17 protein-coding genes are annotated in these 17979 nt (G+C 72.8%); 8 read left to right on the top strand and 9 right to left on the bottom strand.

Annotated features, from left to right (window positions below):
* Positions 1-43 precede the first annotated feature (43 nt).
* The 6 genes from ADK66_RS05170 to pseB form a co-directional block, all read right to left on the bottom strand.
* On the bottom strand, positions 44-1102 hold the full coding sequence (locus ADK66_RS05170) for a PseG/SpsG family protein (RefSeq protein WP_053652735.1): 1059 nt from the start codon (positions 1100-1102) through the stop codon (positions 44-46).
* The gene (locus tag ADK66_RS05165) at positions 1099-1854 is read right to left on the bottom strand and encodes a cytidylyltransferase domain-containing protein (RefSeq protein ID WP_255353012.1); all 756 of its coding nucleotides are present in this window, start codon (positions 1852-1854) and stop codon (positions 1099-1101) included. Before ADK66_RS05165 ends, ADK66_RS05170 begins: the two co-directional genes overlap by 4 nt.
* A 68-nt stretch (positions 1855-1922) precedes the next feature.
* Positions 1923-3734: a hypothetical protein gene (locus ADK66_RS05160; protein WP_053652734.1), complete on the bottom strand. Its 1812-nt coding sequence runs from the start codon at positions 3732-3734 to the stop codon at positions 1923-1925.
* Positions 3724-4575, bottom strand: coding sequence for a hypothetical protein (locus ADK66_RS05155; protein ID WP_053652733.1), 852 nt, complete (start codon positions 4573-4575; stop codon positions 3724-3726). Before ADK66_RS05155 ends, ADK66_RS05160 begins: the two co-directional genes overlap by 11 nt.
* 10 nt (positions 4576-4585) lie before the next feature.
* Complete coding sequence (locus ADK66_RS05150; RefSeq protein WP_053652814.1) at positions 4586-5737, bottom strand: DegT/DnrJ/EryC1/StrS aminotransferase family protein; 1152 nt, start codon at positions 5735-5737, stop codon at positions 4586-4588.
* A 5-nt stretch (positions 5738-5742) separates the two neighbouring features.
* Complete coding sequence (gene pseB / locus ADK66_RS05145; protein ID WP_053652732.1) at positions 5743-6726, bottom strand: UDP-N-acetylglucosamine 4,6-dehydratase (inverting); 984 nt, start codon at positions 6724-6726, stop codon at positions 5743-5745.
* Between the two features lie 366 nt (positions 6727-7092).
* Here pseB and ADK66_RS05140 point away from each other — a divergent pair, with 366 nt between their 5' ends.
* Positions 7093-8826, top strand: coding sequence for a glycosyltransferase family 39 protein (locus ADK66_RS05140; RefSeq protein ID WP_053652731.1), 1734 nt, complete (start codon positions 7093-7095; stop codon positions 8824-8826).
* 106 nt (positions 8827-8932) lie between these two features.
* Here the strand turns inward: ADK66_RS05140 and ADK66_RS05135 are convergent, their stop codons facing one another.
* Complete coding sequence (locus tag ADK66_RS05135; RefSeq protein WP_053652813.1) at positions 8933-9442, bottom strand: GNAT family N-acetyltransferase; 510 nt, start codon at positions 9440-9442, stop codon at positions 8933-8935.
* Positions 9443-9541: 99 nt separating this feature from the next.
* On the opposite strand from ADK66_RS05135, the gene ADK66_RS05130 reads away from it, so the two are divergent.
* Genes ADK66_RS05130 through ADK66_RS05115 form a run of 4 tightly spaced genes read left to right on the top strand, consistent with a single transcriptional unit; the run spans position 9542 to position 12287 of the window.
* Entirely contained in the window at positions 9542-9793 is a 252-nt protein-coding gene (locus ADK66_RS05130; RefSeq protein WP_053652730.1) for an acyl carrier protein, read from the top strand.
* Positions 9790-11052 (top strand): AMP-binding protein, encoded by a 1263-nt coding sequence (locus tag ADK66_RS05125; protein ID WP_053652729.1) that lies wholly within the window; start codon positions 9790-9792, stop codon positions 11050-11052. Before ADK66_RS05130 ends, ADK66_RS05125 begins: the two co-directional genes overlap by 4 nt.
* Positions 11045-11800, top strand: coding sequence for an SDR family NAD(P)-dependent oxidoreductase (locus ADK66_RS05120; RefSeq protein WP_053652728.1), 756 nt, complete (start codon positions 11045-11047; stop codon positions 11798-11800). The genes ADK66_RS05125 and ADK66_RS05120 overlap by 8 nt, the downstream gene beginning before the upstream one ends.
* Entirely contained in the window at positions 11784-12287 is a 504-nt protein-coding gene (locus ADK66_RS05115) for a hypothetical protein (RefSeq protein ID WP_197281423.1), read from the top strand. The genes ADK66_RS05120 and ADK66_RS05115 overlap by 17 nt, the downstream gene beginning before the upstream one ends.
* A gap of 386 nt (positions 12288-12673) precedes the next feature.
* Here ADK66_RS05115 and pseI read toward each other — a convergent pair whose 3' ends face one another.
* Together pseI and ADK66_RS05105 are read right to left on the bottom strand one after the other, a co-directional pair.
* Positions 12674-13726: a pseudaminic acid synthase gene (gene pseI / locus ADK66_RS05110; RefSeq protein ID WP_053652727.1), complete on the bottom strand. Its 1053-nt coding sequence runs from the start codon at positions 13724-13726 to the stop codon at positions 12674-12676.
* A 133-nt stretch (positions 13727-13859) separates the two neighbouring features.
* Entirely contained in the window at positions 13860-15038 is a 1179-nt protein-coding gene (locus ADK66_RS05105) for a glycosyltransferase (RefSeq protein WP_082377229.1), read from the bottom strand.
* A gap of 225 nt (positions 15039-15263) precedes the next feature.
* Between ADK66_RS05105 and ADK66_RS05100 the strand changes: the two genes are divergently transcribed.
* The 3 genes from ADK66_RS05100 to ADK66_RS05090 all read left to right on the top strand — a co-directional run bounded on the left by ADK66_RS05100 (position 15264) and on the right by ADK66_RS05090 (position 17918).
* The gene (locus ADK66_RS05100) at positions 15264-16448 is read left to right on the top strand and encodes an acyltransferase (RefSeq protein WP_082377228.1); all 1185 of its coding nucleotides are present in this window, start codon (positions 15264-15266) and stop codon (positions 16446-16448) included.
* Positions 16449-16542: 94 nt separating this feature from the next.
* Positions 16543-16986, top strand: coding sequence for a hypothetical protein (locus ADK66_RS05095; RefSeq protein ID WP_053652726.1), 444 nt, complete (start codon positions 16543-16545; stop codon positions 16984-16986).
* 149 nt (positions 16987-17135) lie between these two features.
* Positions 17136-17918 carry a hypothetical protein gene (locus ADK66_RS05090; protein ID WP_053652725.1) on the top strand — a complete coding sequence of 261 codons (783 nt, stop codon included), beginning with the start codon at positions 17136-17138 and terminating at the stop codon, positions 17916-17918.
* The last annotated feature ends 61 nt before the right edge of the window (positions 17919-17979 follow it).

The following is a 17979-nucleotide window of genomic DNA, read 5'->3' as shown; positions in this document are numbered from 1 at the left end:
AGGAGGGCGGCGATCATGAGGGTCACGCGGCGCCGGGGCGGCGTCAGCCGCGTAGGGCCGCCGGGCGAAGCGCCTCGAACACCGCGTCGACGACCCTCGCCCGGCCTTTCCCGTCGACGGCGGACCAGGCCCGGGCGGCAAGCGCTGCCCGGCGTTGCGGGGAGCTGAGCAGCCCATGCACTGTTCGCGCCGCCGAGGCCCGCGCGGTACGCCCCGCGAGGCCGGCCTCGGCCAGCTCCGGCAGCTCACCGAGGCCGGCGGCCAGGCCGTGCTGGACCACCCGGGCGTACGACTCGCGTTGGTTGTCGACCACGCAGACCAGCGCGGCGGGTGCGCCGAGGCAGCACAGCTCCCACGTCGAGGTGCCGGCAGCGCTCACCACCAGGTCCACCTCGGTGATCAGCGACGGTAGTGAGCCGGTGGGCGGGACGGTACGGATGACCTGCCCTCGCCCGGGGGTGATGTCCTCCAGCTCCGCCTCGATCTCGGGTCGCCCGACGACGACAGTGAGGTCCATGGGGTGTCCGGTGGCCACCAGCACCCGGGTCAGCAGCGGAGCAGCGCCGAGGGCGTCGGTGCCGCCGAAGAAGGCCAGCACCCGGGGCCGGCTCACGGTCTCGGCGGGCCGAGGTGCCGGCGGTCGGGCGGTCACGACCGAGTCGCGCAGCAGGGCGTAGTCGCTGCCGGCGAGCAGTCGCCCGGCCAGTTCGGGAAGCCTCGCCCCGAAGTTCTGGTCGAGGTAGAGGTCCGCGTCCTGACCTCGGGAGTCTCCGTCGATCAGGGCGACTGTGAACACCCCGGCGGCGCGCAGCGCGCCCGCTCCGGCGGGATCCAGTTCGTAGGAGTCGAGCACAAGCACGTCCAGGTCGTGCCGGCGGGCCGCCTCGACAAGCCCGGCCGGCGACTCGGGGCCCGGGTGCAGGGGGATGCCCCGTGCGGCCAGCTCGGCGGTGGCCCAGTCGACCCGCTCCACAGTGCCGAACACCGCCACGTGGGCGCCGCGCGCCAGGAACTCCTCGGCGAGCGCCAGGCAGCGGACGAGGTGGCCGACGCCGCGCCGCGGCCCGGCGTCGCAGCGCAGTCCGACGCGGAGCGTGCTCAGGACTCCTCCAACCGCTTCTGCTGTACGTCGGCGTTGAGCGCCCGCAGCCGGGGCTGCCCGTCCAGCCAGTCCGCGAGCTTGGCCAGCGGCACGCTGACGTCGCCGAAGTGGTCGGTCACCGCACTCACCAGCGCCCAGTCCTGCTCGGTGTCGAGGGTCAGCCGCAGCGCCGAGCGGTCCGGCGTGAGGGTAACCCCGAGCACCCGGAACAGCTCCGGATGGGTGTACGCGTACGAGGTCACGTGCACCCTGTGGTGCCCGGTGGCGAGCCGGCCGAGGGTACGTAGCGTCTCCGCGCGGATGATCTCGACGTCCAGCCCTCGCGGCAGCGTACGGGCGATCGACGTGCTCGCGTAGTCCAGACCGGGCACCGCCCGGTACACGGAGGCGACAAGCGTGATGATCTCCGGGTCGAGCAGTGGGCAGTCGGCGGTGAACCGCATGACCGCGTCACCCGGGTGCGCCACCAGGGCACCCACGAACCGGCCGAGCACGTCGTCGACGGGCCCCCGGTGGCAGGGCACGTCCAGTCGCTCGCACTCGGCCGCCACCGCGTCGTCGACAGCGTCCGTGCTGGTGGCGACCACAAGGTCGGCGAGGACGCCGCTGTCGCGGGCGGCCCGCACCACCCGGCCCAGCACGGACCGGCCGGCGAGCGGCCGGAGCACCTTGCCCGGCAGCCGCGACGACCCCATCCGGGCCTGCACGATCCCGACAATGCGCGCCCCGGCGGCTTGCGCCCCGACGGTCACCCCCGTGTCGGCCGTCGGAGCCGTCCCAAGCGTCCCGGCGGGAGTCACCCGGGCGTGGCTGTCGCCGGTCACTGCTGCTCCTCCTGTTTGGGGGCGAGCGCGGCGCGCGCCCGGCGTTTGGCGGCACGGGCGCCGCGTTTGGCCAGCCGGGCGGGCGTGATGGCCAGCCGGCCGACGCGATAGCTGATGGAGCCGCTGAGCAGGCCGATCTTCGCCTCGGCGCGGCGTAGCGCCCGCTCCCGGGAGGTGAGCAGTTCCTCGGTCCACCTGGTCAGCGCCACGAGACGGCTGATCTCCTCGCGCTGGCGCAGCCACGCCTCCCGTACCTGCTGGTAGCTGTGCGTGCCGATCGGGGGGTCGGTCGGCTCGACGGCACGTAGCTCGCCGGCGAGGTTGGCCTGGCCGTCGGCGTCCAGGCCGTGCAGGGCCGCCGTGATCGCCGCCTCGGCCCGTACCGCCTTGGCCACTGTCGCCCGGTCCAGGTCCCGGTCGGCGAGGCCGCCGAGGACCACTGTCAGGCCCGCCACGTCGACTGTGGACGGCCACGGGTTGGCGTACCCGCCGGTGAGCAGGCCCGCCGCGAAGCGCCACAGCCCACGGGCCAGGACCACGTCGCCGGGCAGCGCGTCGGTGGCCCGCCAGCTCGGGTCGAGCACCGCGTAGCCGGCGTCGCTGACCACCACGTTGTCGGCGCTGGCCAGCGCGAGCGCGCCGGTGAGCCGGCCGTCGGCGTCGGTGTGGTCGGCGAGCCAGGCCGCGTACCCGCGCAGCAGCGTGCGTAGCGTCGTCAGGTCGCGGCGCAGCGCGGCGTCGAGCAGCAGGGTGCGCAGCAGCCGTCCGGGCGGCACGGGCCCGGACAGGGCGTCGAGGTCCCGGTACGCGGCCTCGCGGCTGGCGAACGGCGCGGCTGGCGCTTTCGTGTCGGTCCCTGTGGCGCGGCCCCACCGCCAGCCCGACGGACCGTCCAGGACCTCCAGCACGCCGGTGTCGGGCGGCCCGGTCTGCACCAGCGCCACCGGTAGGTCGCCGTCGGCGGGCAGATCAGGGCCGCCGGGGCGGCGGGCGAGCGTGAGCCAGCCGGGCGCGAGGTCGGCGGCGCGCCCGGCGTGCAGTGCGTCGACCGCCAGCCGCGCCGGGTCCTGGAGCACCGTCGCCGTGCCGGTGAGCCCGGCGCAGGCGCCGTGCAGCACCGCGTCGAACAGCCCGGAGCCCGCGCCCCGGTCGAGCTGGTCGGCGGCGAGCAGCGCCGTCGCGGCACCCCCGACGGGGTACGCGGCCCAGCACGCCGTCGGGTGCAGCCCGGCACTGACCAGCCGCTCGCGCAACTGGTCCCGGTTGGCCGGATGGCTCTGGTCCAGCACCCCGCCGATCACCCAGGCGGAGTTGTCGCGGGCGGCGTACCAGGGGGTGGTGTCGACGAGCCGGTGCAGCCCGAGCGGGTTGTCCAGGCGCAGCAGCAGCGCGCCGCCGGGCCGTACCGCCGCGACCAGCCGGGCCAGCACGCCGTTCCAGCCGAGCCGGGCGCCCTCCACGGACTCCACCGGGTCGAGACCGGCGGCGGCGATCACGACGTCGTACGTCTCGTCGTCGGGCAGCCCGGCAGGGCCACCCACCACCACGTGGGCGGCCCGTTCGGCAAGCGCCACCGCGTCGGGATGGCTGCGCAGCAGGCAGGTCACCTCGGCGTGGGCGAGCCGGTCGAGCAGCGCCGGGTCGTGCGGGCCGGCAAGGAGGACGCGCGCCCCGGGCGGCACGATGCGGGCGGCCAGCGCGGCGAGGGGCCCACCGTCGGCCAGCCGCTTCTTCGGCAGGTCGGACCAGGCCAGCATCTCGCCGCCCGGCACTGTGATCCGGCCGGCGGGTGCCGTCTCAGTCTTCACTGTCGTCCTCTTCTTCTTCCGGGAGGTGCGCCCAGCCGAGCAGCTCCCGCAGCTCCGCTGGCGTGCAACGGTGGTCGGTGCCCAGCTCGGCGTGGGCGATCCGGACGGCGGTGGGCAGGTCAACCGAGGTGCCGTGCAGTTCCGGCCACTGCCGGCGGATGCGGGCCGTCCCGCCGAACGTCGGGTCCTCGTTGGACAGGATCATCGGGTCGCCGTAGACGGCTGGTTCGCAGCCGGCCGCGATGCCGTAGAAGATCGCGCTGGTCAGCCGGTTGGACGCCACCCGGCGGTGGCGGCGCAGCTCGGTCAGCTGCTTGTCGAGGAACTCCGGGTCGGTGTCCTTCCACCAGTGCCCCCGGTAGCCGTGGCAGATGACCCGGAACCCGGCGCGCTCGTAGAGGCGGCGGACGTGGCGCATCCCGTACTCGTGCCAGTAGAGGCAGACGGTGACCGGGCCGGGCTCGGTGTCCCGGATGCGGGCGATCAGCTCCCGGTGGTCGCCCTTGACGTGCTGACCCTCCCAACCGTGGAACGGATACCAGATGGTGCCCTCGCGTTCCTCGGCCGGCGGATCCTCGGGCCGCATGGCCAGCAGGTACACGAAGGGAGCACCGATGACGACCACGTTGCGTCGCCCCACCGACCAGGCGCGGCGGCGGGTCTGTTCGGACCAGAGCAGGCTCGGGGTGCGCTCGGCGTACGGGTGACCGGGGGCGAGGCCGTCACCGATGTTCCAGCCGTGCTGCACGTACCCGTTGATGCGCGGGGGATGGCGGTCGCCGAGGCCGGTGTAGCGGGCCAGGACGTGGGCGTGGCCGTAGAAGTGGTTGGCGTGGTGCATCAGCGTCCCATCACGCGGCGGCGGGCCGCGCCCGGTGGCCGCGCAGCGCGGCGGTGAGCACGTCGATGACGCGGTCCTGGTCCGCGTCGCGCAGCGTCGGATAGAGCGGCAGCGACAGCTGTTGGATGTAGAACGACTCGGCGACCGGGCAGGACCCCCGCCGGTAGCCCAGGTCGGCGAAGACCGGGTGCCAGTGCACGGGGATGTAGTTGACCTGCACGCCGATTCCCGCCGCGCGCATCGCGTCGTAGATCTCGCGGCGACGTCCATCCAGGACGCGGATCGGGTAGAGGTGCCACGCCGGCTGGGCCCACGGCTGCTGGACCGGCAGGCGTACCCCGTCCAGGTCGGCGAGTGCCTCGTTGTAGCGGGCGACAAGTGCGGCCCGGCGGGCGACGAACTCGCCGAGCCGGCGCAGTTGGCTGCGACCCAGCGCGCAGAGTACGTCGGGCAGGCGGTAGTTCAGCCCGAACTCGGGCACCTCGTAGAACCAGCCGCCCTCGTCGGGCCGCCGCAGGTCGTCACGCTCGCGGACCATGCCCACGCCACGGAACCGGCGGACCCGCTTCAGGATCTCCGGGTCCAGCGCGGCGACCCCGCCGCCCTCGGCGGTGGTGAGGTTCTTCGTCGGGAAGAACGAGAACGTCGTCAGGTCGGCGAGTGATCCGACCGGCCGGCCGTGGTACGTGCCCCCGATCGAGTGCGCCGCGTCGGCGAGCAGCAGCGCGTCACTGCCCTCAACGGACTTGCGCAGCGCGTCGTAGTCGGCGGGGTGGCCGGCGTAGTCGACAGCCGCGACCACAGTCGTCCGCGACGTCACGGCGTCGGCCGCCGCCGCTGGGTCGAGGCAGAAGGTCTCCTCCTCCACGTCCGCGAAGACGATCTTCGCGCCGAGGGCGACCGCGCTGCTGGCGGTCGCCACGAACGTCATCGGCGGAACGACCACCTCGTCGCCGGGGCCGACGCCGGCAGCCGCGTACGCCACGTGCAGGGCGGCGGTGCCGTTGGAGACGGTGGCGACACCGACGCCACCGGTCACCTCGGCCAGGTCCGCCTCGAAGGCGTCGACCTGCGGGCCGGTGGTGAGCCAGTCACTGCGCAGCACCGCCGAGACCGCCTCGACGTCCGCATCGGTGACCGACTGCCGGCCGTACGGGAGCATCGCCATCACGCGGCGATGCCGAGCATGGTGCGTAGCTGGTCGACGCTGAGCCACTCGTCGTTGGTGTCCGACTGGTAGGCGAACCCGTCCGACACCGGCTCGCAGTCGACAGGCGGCTGGTAACCCCAGCCGGCGATCGTCGGCTGGACGATGTAGCGGTCCTTCGCGCGCAGCGTCCGCCGGCTGTCGTCCGGGGCGATCATCTCCTCGTGCAGCTTCTCGCCGGGGCGGATGCCGATCTCGTGCGTGGTGGCCTCCGGGGCGACCGCCTCGACCAGGTCGAGAATCCGCATGCTCGGGATGCGCGGTACGAACAGCTCTCCGCCCTGCATCTGGTCGAACGAGTCCATGACGAACTGCACGGCCTGCTCCAGCGTGATCCAGAACCGGGTCATCCGCTTGTCGGTGATCGGCAGGCTCTTGCCCTCGGCGGCCAGCCTGTGAAACAGCGGAACGACTGAGCCGCGGCTGCCGACCACGTTGCCGTAGCGGACCACAGCGAACCGGGTCGGGTGGTGTGCGGCGTAGTGGTTGGCCGAGACGAACAGCTTGTCGCCGACCAGCTTTGTGGCGCCGTACAGGTTGATGGGGCTGGACGCCTTGTCGGTGGAGAGCGCGATGACCTTCCGGACGCCTGCCTCGATCGCGGCGTCCACCACGTGCTGGGAGCCGGTGATGTTCGTGGCGATGAACTCGGAGGGGTTGTACTCCGCGGTGTCCACCTGCTTCAGCGCGGCGGCGTGCACGACGTGGTCCACGCCGTGCATCGCCCGGGTGAGGCGGCGCCGGTCCCGGACGTCGCCGATGAACCACCGCAGGCGCGGGTCGTCGCCGAGTTGCTGGCGCAGCTCGTACTGCTTGAGCTCGTCGCGGGAGAAGACCACTACCCGGGCGGGGTCGGCCTCGGTGAGAATGTGCTTGAGGAACGTCCTGCCGAAGGAACCCGTTCCCCCGGTGATCAGAATGGACGATCCATTCAACTCACTCAATTTGGTGCTCCCGTGATCGTGGATGAGCGGGCGGCCCTCGGCCAGCCGACCGGGGTGGAACGCTAACTCCGGCGGGTTAACGGGCCGGCGCTCACGGGTGAACCACTCACCCGGCCAACGTGAATGGCCGGCAGCGGGCAGGCGAACACTTCCGCTCCCTGCGCAAGTGGACTGACCAGGCCGGATCGGGTCGCTACAGTGGCCGCGCGAGCGACAGGGTCACCCGCGTGTGGCCTCAGTTCCCGCGTTCACCCGACATCCGCGCCACCTCGGCGCGAGCGGGTCATCCCCGAGCGCCACCGGCCGGTCCGACGTGCCCACCGACGGGCGGGGGACCGGCCCGGACCGGCACTTCAGGAGGCGTTGATGGCATCCGGCAGCGACGTGATCCAACGGCCGGCGGCCCCGGCCGGGACACCGCCAGCGGCACCCGCGCGGCGATGGCTGGTGCCGCTGCTGCTCGTCGCCGGCTGGGTGCTCAGCGTCGCCTGGCGGATGTGGCTGTCCCGGCACATCGTGCTGCCCATCGCGCACACCGACGAGGACAGCTACCTGAACACCGCCCGCGCGCTGATGGGCGGGCCCGGCGGGTTCAGCAGCGAGAACGACCTGCTGCGGCGGGTCGGCTACCCGATGCTGATCTCGCCTGCCTTCCTCGGCGACAGGGACTTCACCGACAGCTATCGGCTGGTCCAGCTGATCAACGCGATGGTCAACTCGACGCTGTTGCCGCTGGCGTACCTGCTCAGCAGGCGGGTGCTCCGCCTGCCCCGCTCGTACGCCCTGCTCGCGGCCATGGTGGCGGCGACAGTGCCGGCCACCGCCTTCTACGCCGGCGTCGCGATGATCGACACGGTGATGGCGCCGCTGGTCGTCGCCTGGCTGCTCGCCGTCCACCGCTGGGTCGAGCGACCCGGCCCGCTCGCGGCGGCCACCGTCGGCCTGCTCGTCGGCGCGTTCCACCTGCTGCACTCCCGCGGCCTGGTGATCGTGGCGGTACACGCCGGGCTGGTCCTGCTGCTGTTCGTCCGCCGCCGCATCACCCCCGCCGCCGTGCTCGCGGCGCTGCTGCCGGTGCTGGCCCTGGCGCTCGTCAACGAGGCCGGCATCCGCTTCCTCGGGGACAAGGTCTATCTGCTGGGCAGCACACCGGGCGGCGGCACTGTCGCGGCGGTCGCCTCCGGCCAGGGCGTGGTACGCGTCGGCGCGGCAGTGGCCACCCAGCTCTGGTACCTCGTGGTGATCACGTTCGGGATGGCCGGTGTGGCGTGGGCCGCCGCCGTCCGGGAACTGTGGCGTCCGCGACGCGGCGACGCCACCCGCTGGACGATGGGCGTGGCGCTCGTGGTGAGCGTCGGGGTGGCCAGCGGCGCGTCGGTGATCCTGGCCGGCATCACCGGCAAGCCGCTGGACGCGATCTACGGCCGCTACGTCCAGATGCTCGCCCCGTTCTGGCTGCTCGTCGGCCTCGGGGTGCTGCTCACCGCCGGACGACGGGTGGTCCTGCGCCAGGCAGCCGTCGCGGTGGCGCTTCTCGTGGCCGGCGGCGCGCTGATCGCCGCCCGGCTCGCCTACGTTTCCAGCCGGGGACACACACTGCGCTACGGCGGCTTCGGCGCACCGGACCTGATGGCGCTCACCGGCGGCTGGCGGGAGATGCGACCCGTCGTCGGGTCGCTTGTCGGCATCGCCGGCTGCCTGCTTCTCGTCGCAGCGGTCCGGGTGCCCCGGCTGCGCCTGCCGATGCTCGGCGCCCTGGTCGCGGTCAACCTCGTCACCATGCAGGTGATCGACCAGAGGCTCGTGCGACCGATGGCCGCGAGCACCGCGCCGACCCCCCGGGTCGCCGACCTCGGGGTACGCCAGGGCGAACGGGTGTGGGCCTCCACGGGAGTGCACTACATCCTGCGGTTCAACCTCAGCCACCAGGTGACCTGGACCGACGTGCGGTGGTTCCGCGACAAGCCACCGGCCGAGGCGCAGGTGGTGTTCACCCGCTGGGCGCCCGGCCAACCCGACGACTGGAACGGCACGGCGTACGGCTTCGTCCGGCTCGGCGGCAACGTCGAGCAGCACTGGGCGGCCTGGCGGCGCGCCTGACCCGCGCATTGTCGTCGCCCGCGCCCCTGTGGAAATCGCCTTTCGTGAACGGCGGATGACTACCGGGGGCACGGGCGGTTAAATGTCAGAGAATGCGCGCCGACAATCAGCGGTGACGGCGCTCCTCCCGGCTCAGCGAAATCGGGATGACGGTGATTTCCCGGCCGTCGGAAGCCTCTTGTCGCGGGGGGCCCTCGACGAATCGGAAACGGCGATTCATCTGTCGTACGGCGGTGTTGTGCGCGAGCACCTCCCCGTTCAACCGGTCCAGGTGCAACCCGTCGAAGGCGTACTCCACCGCTTCGCGCATGACCCCCAGCCAGGCGGGCAGCGTCTCGCCCCGCTTGGCCAGCCCGTCACCGTCCAGATAGAAACCCCACGCGCCGGTACGAGGGCCGTCCAGCCGCAGGTCGAAGAAGGTGACCACACCGCACGGGCGGTCGTCGTGGACGTACACCAGAACCCGCCGGGACGGGTCGGAGCGCACCGCCGCCCACCACCGGAAGTGCTCCTCGGTGGTGATTTCGTGGTTGGTCTTGCTGGCCTGACGGTTGGTTTCCTGATTACGCCAGGACAACATCAGATGAACGTCTTCCGGCGTCGCTTCGCGCAGCACGTGCGCCTCTCTTTCCACCTGTTCAGGACCGGTCTCCGGCACCTTACCGGCCGAACCGGGAAATCGAATATCCAATCGCTGGGTTGTAGACTCCGGCGCATGAACGAATTGAGTCGCGCACAGATCCGCGACCTCATGGATCAGGTGCTGAAAAACCAGGACAAGGAGTTGCCCGACGACGACTCGGCGCAACTGCGGGAGATCGGTTTCCGCTCGCTGGACTTTTCCGAGCTGGCCCTGCGGGTGGAGGACGAGACGGGGGAGGAGCTCAACTTCGACGCCCCCGGCCTGCGGCGCATCGCCACCGTCTCCGACGTCCTCGACTTCCTCGTCGAGCTGCAACAGCAGTGACCGTCGCGACCTCCCGCCCGGCCTCCGCGCGTCCGGAGCCGGCCGGCGTCGACAACCGGCTCGTCGTCGGCGGCACCCCGTTGACCTGGCGGGCCCTGCCGACGCCAGCCCTGCCCGATCCCGCCGCGGTGCTGGCGCACACCGCCGGGCACGCGCTCGCCGCCGCCCGGCAGCACGCCACGCACGGCACCGAGCTGCTGCTCAGCACCGCGAGCCGGGTCGACGCGGCGATGCGCGCCGAGCTGCTGGACGCCGGCTTCACCGTCGCCCTCGTCGGCGACGACGGCGTGCACCCCAGCGCGCCGACCCGGCCACGGGCCGCCGAGCCCGGCCGGCTCTGGCTGCTGACCTCCGGCTCGACCGGTCGCCCCAAGCGGGTCGGGCACACCCTCGACACCCTCACCACAGTGCGTGGCGACCAGCCGGACCGGACGTGGCTGTGCCCGTACGCCCCCGGCACGTACGCCTGGTGGCAGGTGGTGACCCTGTCGCTGACCCAATCCGGTCAGCACCTGGTCGTCGTCGAGCCGGACGAGCTGGACGACTGGCCCGCCGTCGCCGCCGCGCACGGCGTCGACGCCGCGTCCGGCACCCCGACCTTCTGGCGGCGCACCCTCTACCGGGACTCCGCCGCGCTGGCCCGGGTGCCGCTGCGGCAGATCACCCTCGGCGGCGAACCGGTGGATCAGGCGATCCTTGACCAGCTGCGGGAGGTCTTTCCCGCCGCCCGGCTCTCCTGGATCTACGCCTCCTCAGAGGTGGGGGCGTCCATCGTGGTGCACGACGGGCGGGCCGGTTTCCCGGTCGAGTGGCTGGGCCGAAAAACCCCGGGCCGACCCACGATCACCGTCCACGGCGACGAACTGGTCGTTACCTCGCCCTACCACGGGGCTGGCCTGGCCGGCCCGATCCACACCGGGGACCGGGTCCAGCTGATCGACGGTCGGGTGCTCATCACCGGGCGACTGGACTCCGACGAGATCAACGTCGGTGGCAGCAAGGTCTCCGCAGGTGTGGTGCGCGGTGTGCTGACCGGGCACCCCGCTGTGGCCTGGGCCCGGGTGACCGGCCGCCGGGCTCCCGTGCTCGGCGCGATGGTGGTCGCCGACGTGGTCCTCACCCCCACCGCTGCCCCCGTGCCCGACGAGGCCGCGCTGGTCCGCTGGTGCGCCGAGCGGCTACCCGAGTACGCGGTACCCCGCCGGATCCGCGTGCTGACCGAGATTCCCGTCAAGGAGACCTTGAAGAGCGATGTCTGACCTCCCCGACACCCCGCTCGTACCGCCCAGCTCCGTGGTCCTCGTCTCCGGCGGCTCACGAGGGCTGGGCCTGGCCATCGTCACCGACCTGCTCGACATGGGCGTACGGGTTGCCGCGTTCGCCCGTACCGTCACGCCGGAGCTGGAGAAGCTCGCAGCCGAGCACCCCGGCCGGGTGCATGTCGGGCCGGTCGACGTCACCGACCTGCGTGCCGCCCAGAGTTTCGTCCGCGAGGTGGAGCAGCGCCTCGGCCCGATCGACGGCCTCGTCAACAACGCCGCCGTCGGTCAGGACTCCCTGCACGTGCACACCGCCACCGACGACATTGCCCGGATCATCGAGACCAACCTGACCGCGCCGCTGCAACTGACCCGACTCGTCATCCGGCGGATGCTCGGCAAGGGCCTGCGGGGACGGATCGTCAACATCACCTCGATCTGCGCGCAGCGCGGGTTTCCGGGCCTGGTGGCGTACTCGGCCACCAAGGGCGGCATGGACGCCGCCACCCGTTCGCTGGCACGGGAGTTGGGCGGCCGGATGCTGGTGAACGCTGTCGCGCCCGGGTTCTTCGCCTCGGAGATGTCCGCAGTGCTCGGCCCCACCCAGCTCGACCAGATCGTGCGCCGTACCCCGAGCGGCCACCTGACCGAGCCGACGGAGGTCGTACCTGTGGTGCGGATGCTCCTGCGGGACCACACCAACATCAACGGCCAAGTGATCGTGGTGGACGGTGCCGCCTCCATCTGACCTGCGCCCGGTCGTCCGGCCCCGCCCGGTACCGGCGCTGCTCGCCGCCGCCGAGCGGTACCTGTGGGTGGCCGCTGACGCGGCGCAGTCGGCCGACGCGGCGACCCGCAGCCACCTCGACGACGGTCGCTGCGTGGGCTGGTACGGGCCGCCGACGGTCGGTTGGCGGGTCGCGATCGACGCGGAGCGCGCCGACGCCCCGGTCCCTCCGACGCTGGCCGGCCGATTCGGTACGGCGGACTTCTGGGCCCGGTGGACCCGGGCCGAGTGCTGCTGCAAGCTGGCCGACGTACCGGTGGCGCTCTGGTGGCGTCGCTACGGGCTGGGTACGCCGGCCGGCGGGGCGGTGCTCTGGCGCACGCTGAGGGTCGCCGACCTGGTCGTCACAGTCGGCTTCGCCTCAGGGCCTGGCTTCGCCTCGGGCCCTGACACTGCCCCGGAACCCCGCATCGCGCTCCCGACGGGCCGGGGTCACTCCTGCCTCTGACGGCCGCCATGCTGCCGATGCGCGTGCCTGTCGAGCTGCCCCAGATATGGGGCAGCTCGCCGCCGGATCGCCGGCCGGGAACGCCCGACGAGTGGGTGGTGTTTCGCCGGCCGGAAACGCCCGATGAATGGGTGGTGTTCGCTGTCGTCAGAGCTGCCCCGTGTCCGGGCGCTCGCCGCCGCCGAGGTTGCCGCGGGGGTCGCCCGACGAGTGGGTGGTGTTCGCCGTCGTCAGCCGCCCCATATCTGGGGCAGCTCGACAGGCACCAACGTTGGCCCAGACCTCGCCAACGCCGGACCGACCCGCGCAGCCGTAGGCCGGCTCCAGGGCAGGGCAGGGCAGGGCAGGGCAGGGCAGGGCAGGGCAGGGCAGGGCAGGGGCTACGGTCAGATGAGGTCCCAGCTCAGAGGGGTGCCGCGCGGGACATCGGTGGTGAAGGTGCGGCCCAGGACCCGGTCGATCTCCACCGGGGCCAGCCCGCCCGCCGGCCGGATCGACCGCACGTTGCGCGCCGTGACCGGGTCACCGGCCCGCACGTCCTCGACGACGTAGAGCGAACGCCGGAACCGCAGCCCTTCCCGTTCGGCCGGGGTCGGGCCGATGGCGGTGCCGCCCAGCGCCGCGTACGCCCTGCCGGACTCGGCGACCAAGGCCGCCAGTTCCTCCGGGTTAAGCGAGAAGTCCGAGTCCACGCCGCCGTCGGCCCGGTCCAGCGTCACATGCTTCTCGATGAAGCAGGCGCCGAGAGCCACCGAGGCGACGGCCACGCCGATGCCGGGCGTGTGGTCGGAGAGCCCGACCGGCACGTCGAAGGCGCCGGCCAGCACGGGCAGGCGGCGCAGGTTGCTGTCGGCGGGGGGCGCCGGGTAGGACGCGGTGCAGGCCAGCAGCACGATGCCCGTCGCCCCGCCGTCGCGGGCGGTCCGTACGGCGGCGTCGATCTCGGCCACCGTCGCCATCCCGGTGGAGATCACCAAGGGCTTGCCGGTGCTGGCCACCAGCCGGATCAGCGGCAGGTCCACAAGCTCCGACGAGGCGATCTTGTACGCCGGTGCGTCAAGCGATTCCAGCAGCTCCACAGCGGTCGCGTCGAACGGTGAGGAGAAGACCGTCAGCCCGCGCTCCCGGGCGCGCTCGAAGATCGGGGCGTGCCACTCGTACGGGGTGTGCGCCCGCTCGTAGAGGCGGTACAGATTTTCGCCGCCCCACAGTTCGTGACCGGTGGAGATGCGGAAGGCCGGGGTGTCGACGTCGATCGTGATGGTGTCCGGCCGGTACGTCTGGAGCTTCAGGGCGTGCGCCCCGCTCTCGGCCACCGCGTCCACGATGGCCAGCGCCCGGCTCAGGTCGCCGTTGTGGTTACCGGACATCTCGGCGACCACGAAGGGTCGCTCGCCGGCACCGACCGCGTGCGGTCCGATCTTGATTGTCGTCGTCATTCCGACCTCTGTTCAGGTACGTCCGCACGAGGGTGCGGTGGTGTCGTCGTCCACCGGACGGGTGGGCGACCGGTAACCGGGGCGCCGACAGCTGACCCTGCCCCCGGAGTGGCGTGCGGTGAGGTGTGGGCGGTCACTGGCGGCGACCTCCGCTCAGCGCGCCCGCGTGGTCCGTCGCGGCCGGGCCATCGTCCTGCCCGGCCGCAGCCCCGCTGGCGGTCGCGGCTCGTCGGCCCGGGTTCTCGTCGGCGGAGCCAGCGCTGCCCTCGGTGCCGCCCGTGGCTCCCGGGCGGCGCAGCCGGCCCGCGACCCGGTGCGCCTGGCGCAGCGCCGAGTACGCCAACCAGTCGCCGCGCCCGACCAGCCGGTGCTTGAGCCCTGTCACCCCGGCGGGCATCGGGTAGCCGCCGGTGGGCAGGTAGCGGCGGTAGTGCTCGGCGACCCGCTGGAAGAAGGCCCGCCGCAGGTGCGGGTGCAGCCGGTTGTCGTTGCCGACCACCACCAGGTAGTGGCTGATCATCAGTTGGAACAACTCGGCCCGCAGGGGTCCGTCCGGTTGGCGTCGGTTGACCCAGTCCATCAGTCGCTCGTACTGCGCGAACGCGTCGAAGTGCCGGCCGCTGCGGGTGGAGGTGATGGCGCCCTGCCGACCCTGCCGATACAGGTAGCAGACCCGGTCCAGCACCGAGATCTTCTCCGCGCCGATCAGCAGCGGGTGACTGAACGGGATGTCCTCGTACCAGCCCGGAAAGAAGCGCAGCTCCAACTCGTCGAGGAAGGCGCGGCGGACCACCTTGTTCCACGCGGTGTGCTGCACCCGCAGCAGGTGCGGCTGGTCGGCCAGCCGGGAGACACCCGATACCCCGTGCAGCAGATGACTGCTGGCGTCGACCTCCCGCCTACCGTCCTCGTGCACCCGCAGGTGGTCGAGCATCAGCACGTCGGGCTGGTGCGCGCGCAGCCGGTCCAGCACCGCCGCGACAGTGCCCGGGGGGAGCCAGTCGTCGCTGTCGACGAACCAGACGTACCGGCCGGTGGCCACGTCGAGGCCCGCGTTGCGGGCCAGGCCGAGACCCACGTTGCTTGCCAGGTGTACGACCCGGACGCCGTCGCGCCCGGCGGCGTACGAGCGCAGCATCGTGCCGCAGCCGTCCGGCGAGGCGTCGTCGACGGCGATCATCTCGACGGCGTTCGACTCGCCGGCCGGGATGTCGGCCCGGATCGACTCGAGGCACTGGTACAGGTACGCCTCGACGCCGTAGACCGGCACGACGATGCTCAGCAGCGGTGCCTGCGTCGGCTCATTGACCACGCCGCCACCATTGACGACGAGGATGGCCAGCCCCGGAACCTGACGTGGCGGCGGAAGGTGAGATTCCTGAACTCCGGCGGAGCGGGAGGTAAACAACGGCCGCCCGGTTCACCCGGGAGTGACCCGGTAAGGTGCCCCGGTGCGGCCTTCCGGGGCCGCCACGTCGTTTGACCCGGGCCGAGGAGGAGACGTGCTGGTGACCCTGCGAAGCGTCGGGACCCCGGCATGACGAGCACCGCTGACGCCGCGGCGGCGCCGCCCGCGCCCGCGTTCGCCAGGCTTCCCTCGCTGACCGGGCTGCGGTGGATCGCCGCGCTGCTGGTGTTCGGCTTCCACGCCGGCACGATGCGGATCATCGCCGAGCCGGACTTCAAGGCCGTTGTCGACGCGGTGTTCTCCCTGGGCCTGTCCGGGGTGCAGTTCTTCTTCATCCTGAGCGGTTTCGTGCTTGTCTGGTCGGCCCGCCCAGGCGACTCACGGCGCGCCTTCTGGCGACGGCGGGTCGCCAAGATCTATCCGAACCACCTGGTGTTGTGGGCGGCGGCGCTGCTTGTCGCCTGGTGGTTCGCCGACCCGGTGCTGCCGGCGGCGGCGCTGGAGAACCTGTTGCTGTTGCAGGCGTGGGATCCCCGGCCGGGCTGGTTCTACAGCATCAACACGGTGAGCTGGTCGCTCTCCTGCGAGTTCTTCTTCTACCTCTGCCTGCCGCTGGCGCTGCCCCTGCTGCGCCGGGCCCGTCCGGCGGTGCTCTGGACGCTGATCGTCGCGCTGCCTCTGCTGATCCTCGCGCTCTGGCCGGCACAGCAGTTGGTGCCGGAGGTCAGCCGGTGGTGGTTCACGCAGATCTTCCCGCCCGTACGGTCGCTGGAGTTCTGGCTTGGTGCGGTGGCGGCCGAGCTGATGCGCCGGGGCCTCTGGCGCGGTCCTGGCCTGACGACGGCCACCGTGATCTTCGTGGCGACCTGGGTGGCCGCCTCGCAGTGGATCCGCGCCGAACTGTGGACCACCCTGCTCGCTGTCGCGTACCTGCTGGTGATCACCGCCGCCGCGGACGCGGACGTGCGGGACCGGCGCTCGCCGTGGCGCTCCCGTCCGCTGGTGTGGCTCGGCGAGGTCTCCTTCGCCTTCTATCTGGTGCACGTGCTGGTGATGACGAGCGTGCTGCGGTGGAGCGGGGACTGGGGGACCGGCTTCCAAGGGTGGCGCGGCCCGGCTGTGGTGCTCGGGTTCCTGGTGGTCAGCCTGATCCTGGCCGGGTTGCTGCACCGCTACGTCGAGACGCCACTGATGCGCCGACTGGCACCGCGCCGCCCGGCCCGCCCGTCGGCCGTCCCTCGGCAACGGACCGCCGACACCGAGGCCGGGGCCGGAAAGCCCGACGACCGATCGACGTACGCCGACTCGCGCTGACGGGTCCAACCTGGTCAAACGCGGTCCGGCGCGGCGTGCGTCGACACGCCCGGCGCCCGATGCGCCCGGTCGGCGCCGGCGGTAGCGTGAGACCGTGCTTCCGGTCGCGCTCACCTGTCCTCTGTGGTGGGTGGCGCGCTGGTCGACACGGCTGCTGACCAGCTTCGCCGTCGCCGCGCTCGCGCTCGGCCCAGGCCCGCAGTCGACGGCAGCCGCCGGGGCACCGCCGCCAGCCGCCGGGTCAGCGACTGTCGGCGTCGGGTCGTCCGCGTCGTCGTCCCTCACCGCCGCCCCGGTGCTGCGCCTCGGGCTGCAAACGTCCGTCGCCGCCGAGATGGCCGCGAGGTTCACCGTCGCCGACGTGTCGGCCGCCGACGAGGCGACCACGGTGCGGTCGACCGACCCTGTCCCGCCCAGCGGCGTGGGCGGTGTGCCTGCCGCCACGGCAGAGTCGTTGCCGGCGCGTCCGGCCACCGATCCGTTGCCCCGCGCCGACGAGCCGACCCGGCCGGGCACCCGGGCACCGCCGGGCCGCTGAGCCACACCGCGACACCTGTCGCGATCACCGGGACACCGTCCCGCCGCCGCGCCTGACGACACATCACCTCGCACCGGCCGACCGTGGCCCCCTGGCCCGGACGCTCGTGCGGCTTCCCATCGCAACGCTCTCCCACCGAGGTGCCGACCATGGAGACCGTCGTCTTCTACGAGTTCCTGACCGAGGTGCCGCAGGCCGCCGCCATCTGGTCGGCCCTGCTCCTGCTGACACTGACAGTGCTCGCCGTCCTGGTCGCCCGTCCGGAGCGGGACGGGTCGGCCGCCGAGCGGGACGGGGAGGCCGCCGAGCCGGCGCCCACCGCCCGTGAGGCCGCCGTCGCCGAGGCCGCCGACCTGCGCCGGTACGCCGAGGAGGTGGCCGTCGCCGCGGCCCGCGCGGCGCAGACCGCCCGCCGACGGCGTGCGGCCTGGCTGACTGCTCAGGAGCAGGTGGAGCAGACCTGGGCGCGGTACGACGAGGCGGACGCCGTGGCCCGCCGGTTCGCCGGCGCCGGGGCGCTGCCCACCCCGCGAACCCCGCGCACCCCCGCCGAGTACGCCATCCGGGAGCGCTACCTGCACCGGGCGGCGATGGCCGCGTACTGGCGGGGGGACCTGACCATGCGGCAGCTCGGCGACGTGTTCGGCCACCGGCACGGCTGGGATCCACGACGGCACCCGGTGGAGCAGGAGGTGCTGATCAGCCGGGCGGCCCGGGAGACGCGGCGGGCCGACTACGAGGCTGCCGCCGGACGGGAACGGGCGGCCTGGCGCGACGCCGAGCTGGCGGCGTCTGCGGCGCGCGCCCTGGCCGAGGAGGCGTACGCGGCGGCGGCCCGGTTGCGGCCGACCCGGGTGGCGGCCCGCCGCACCGTCCGTGTCGCGGCTCTGCCGGCGGCGGCGGCGCGGTGGCGCCCGGCGCGGGTGGGGTGAAACGCGCCGATTATTCGGTGAGCCCGGTCACACGCGCGGGAAATCGGGCGGCTGGCGCGTT

Source organism: Micromonospora sp. NRRL B-16802 (assembly GCF_001279555.1).
Taxonomy (GTDB): Bacteria; Actinomycetota; Actinomycetes; order Mycobacteriales; family Micromonosporaceae; genus Micromonospora; species Micromonospora profundi.
The sequence above is the reverse complement of the archived record's forward strand: the minus strand, read 5'-3'. Positions and strand labels throughout refer to the sequence as shown.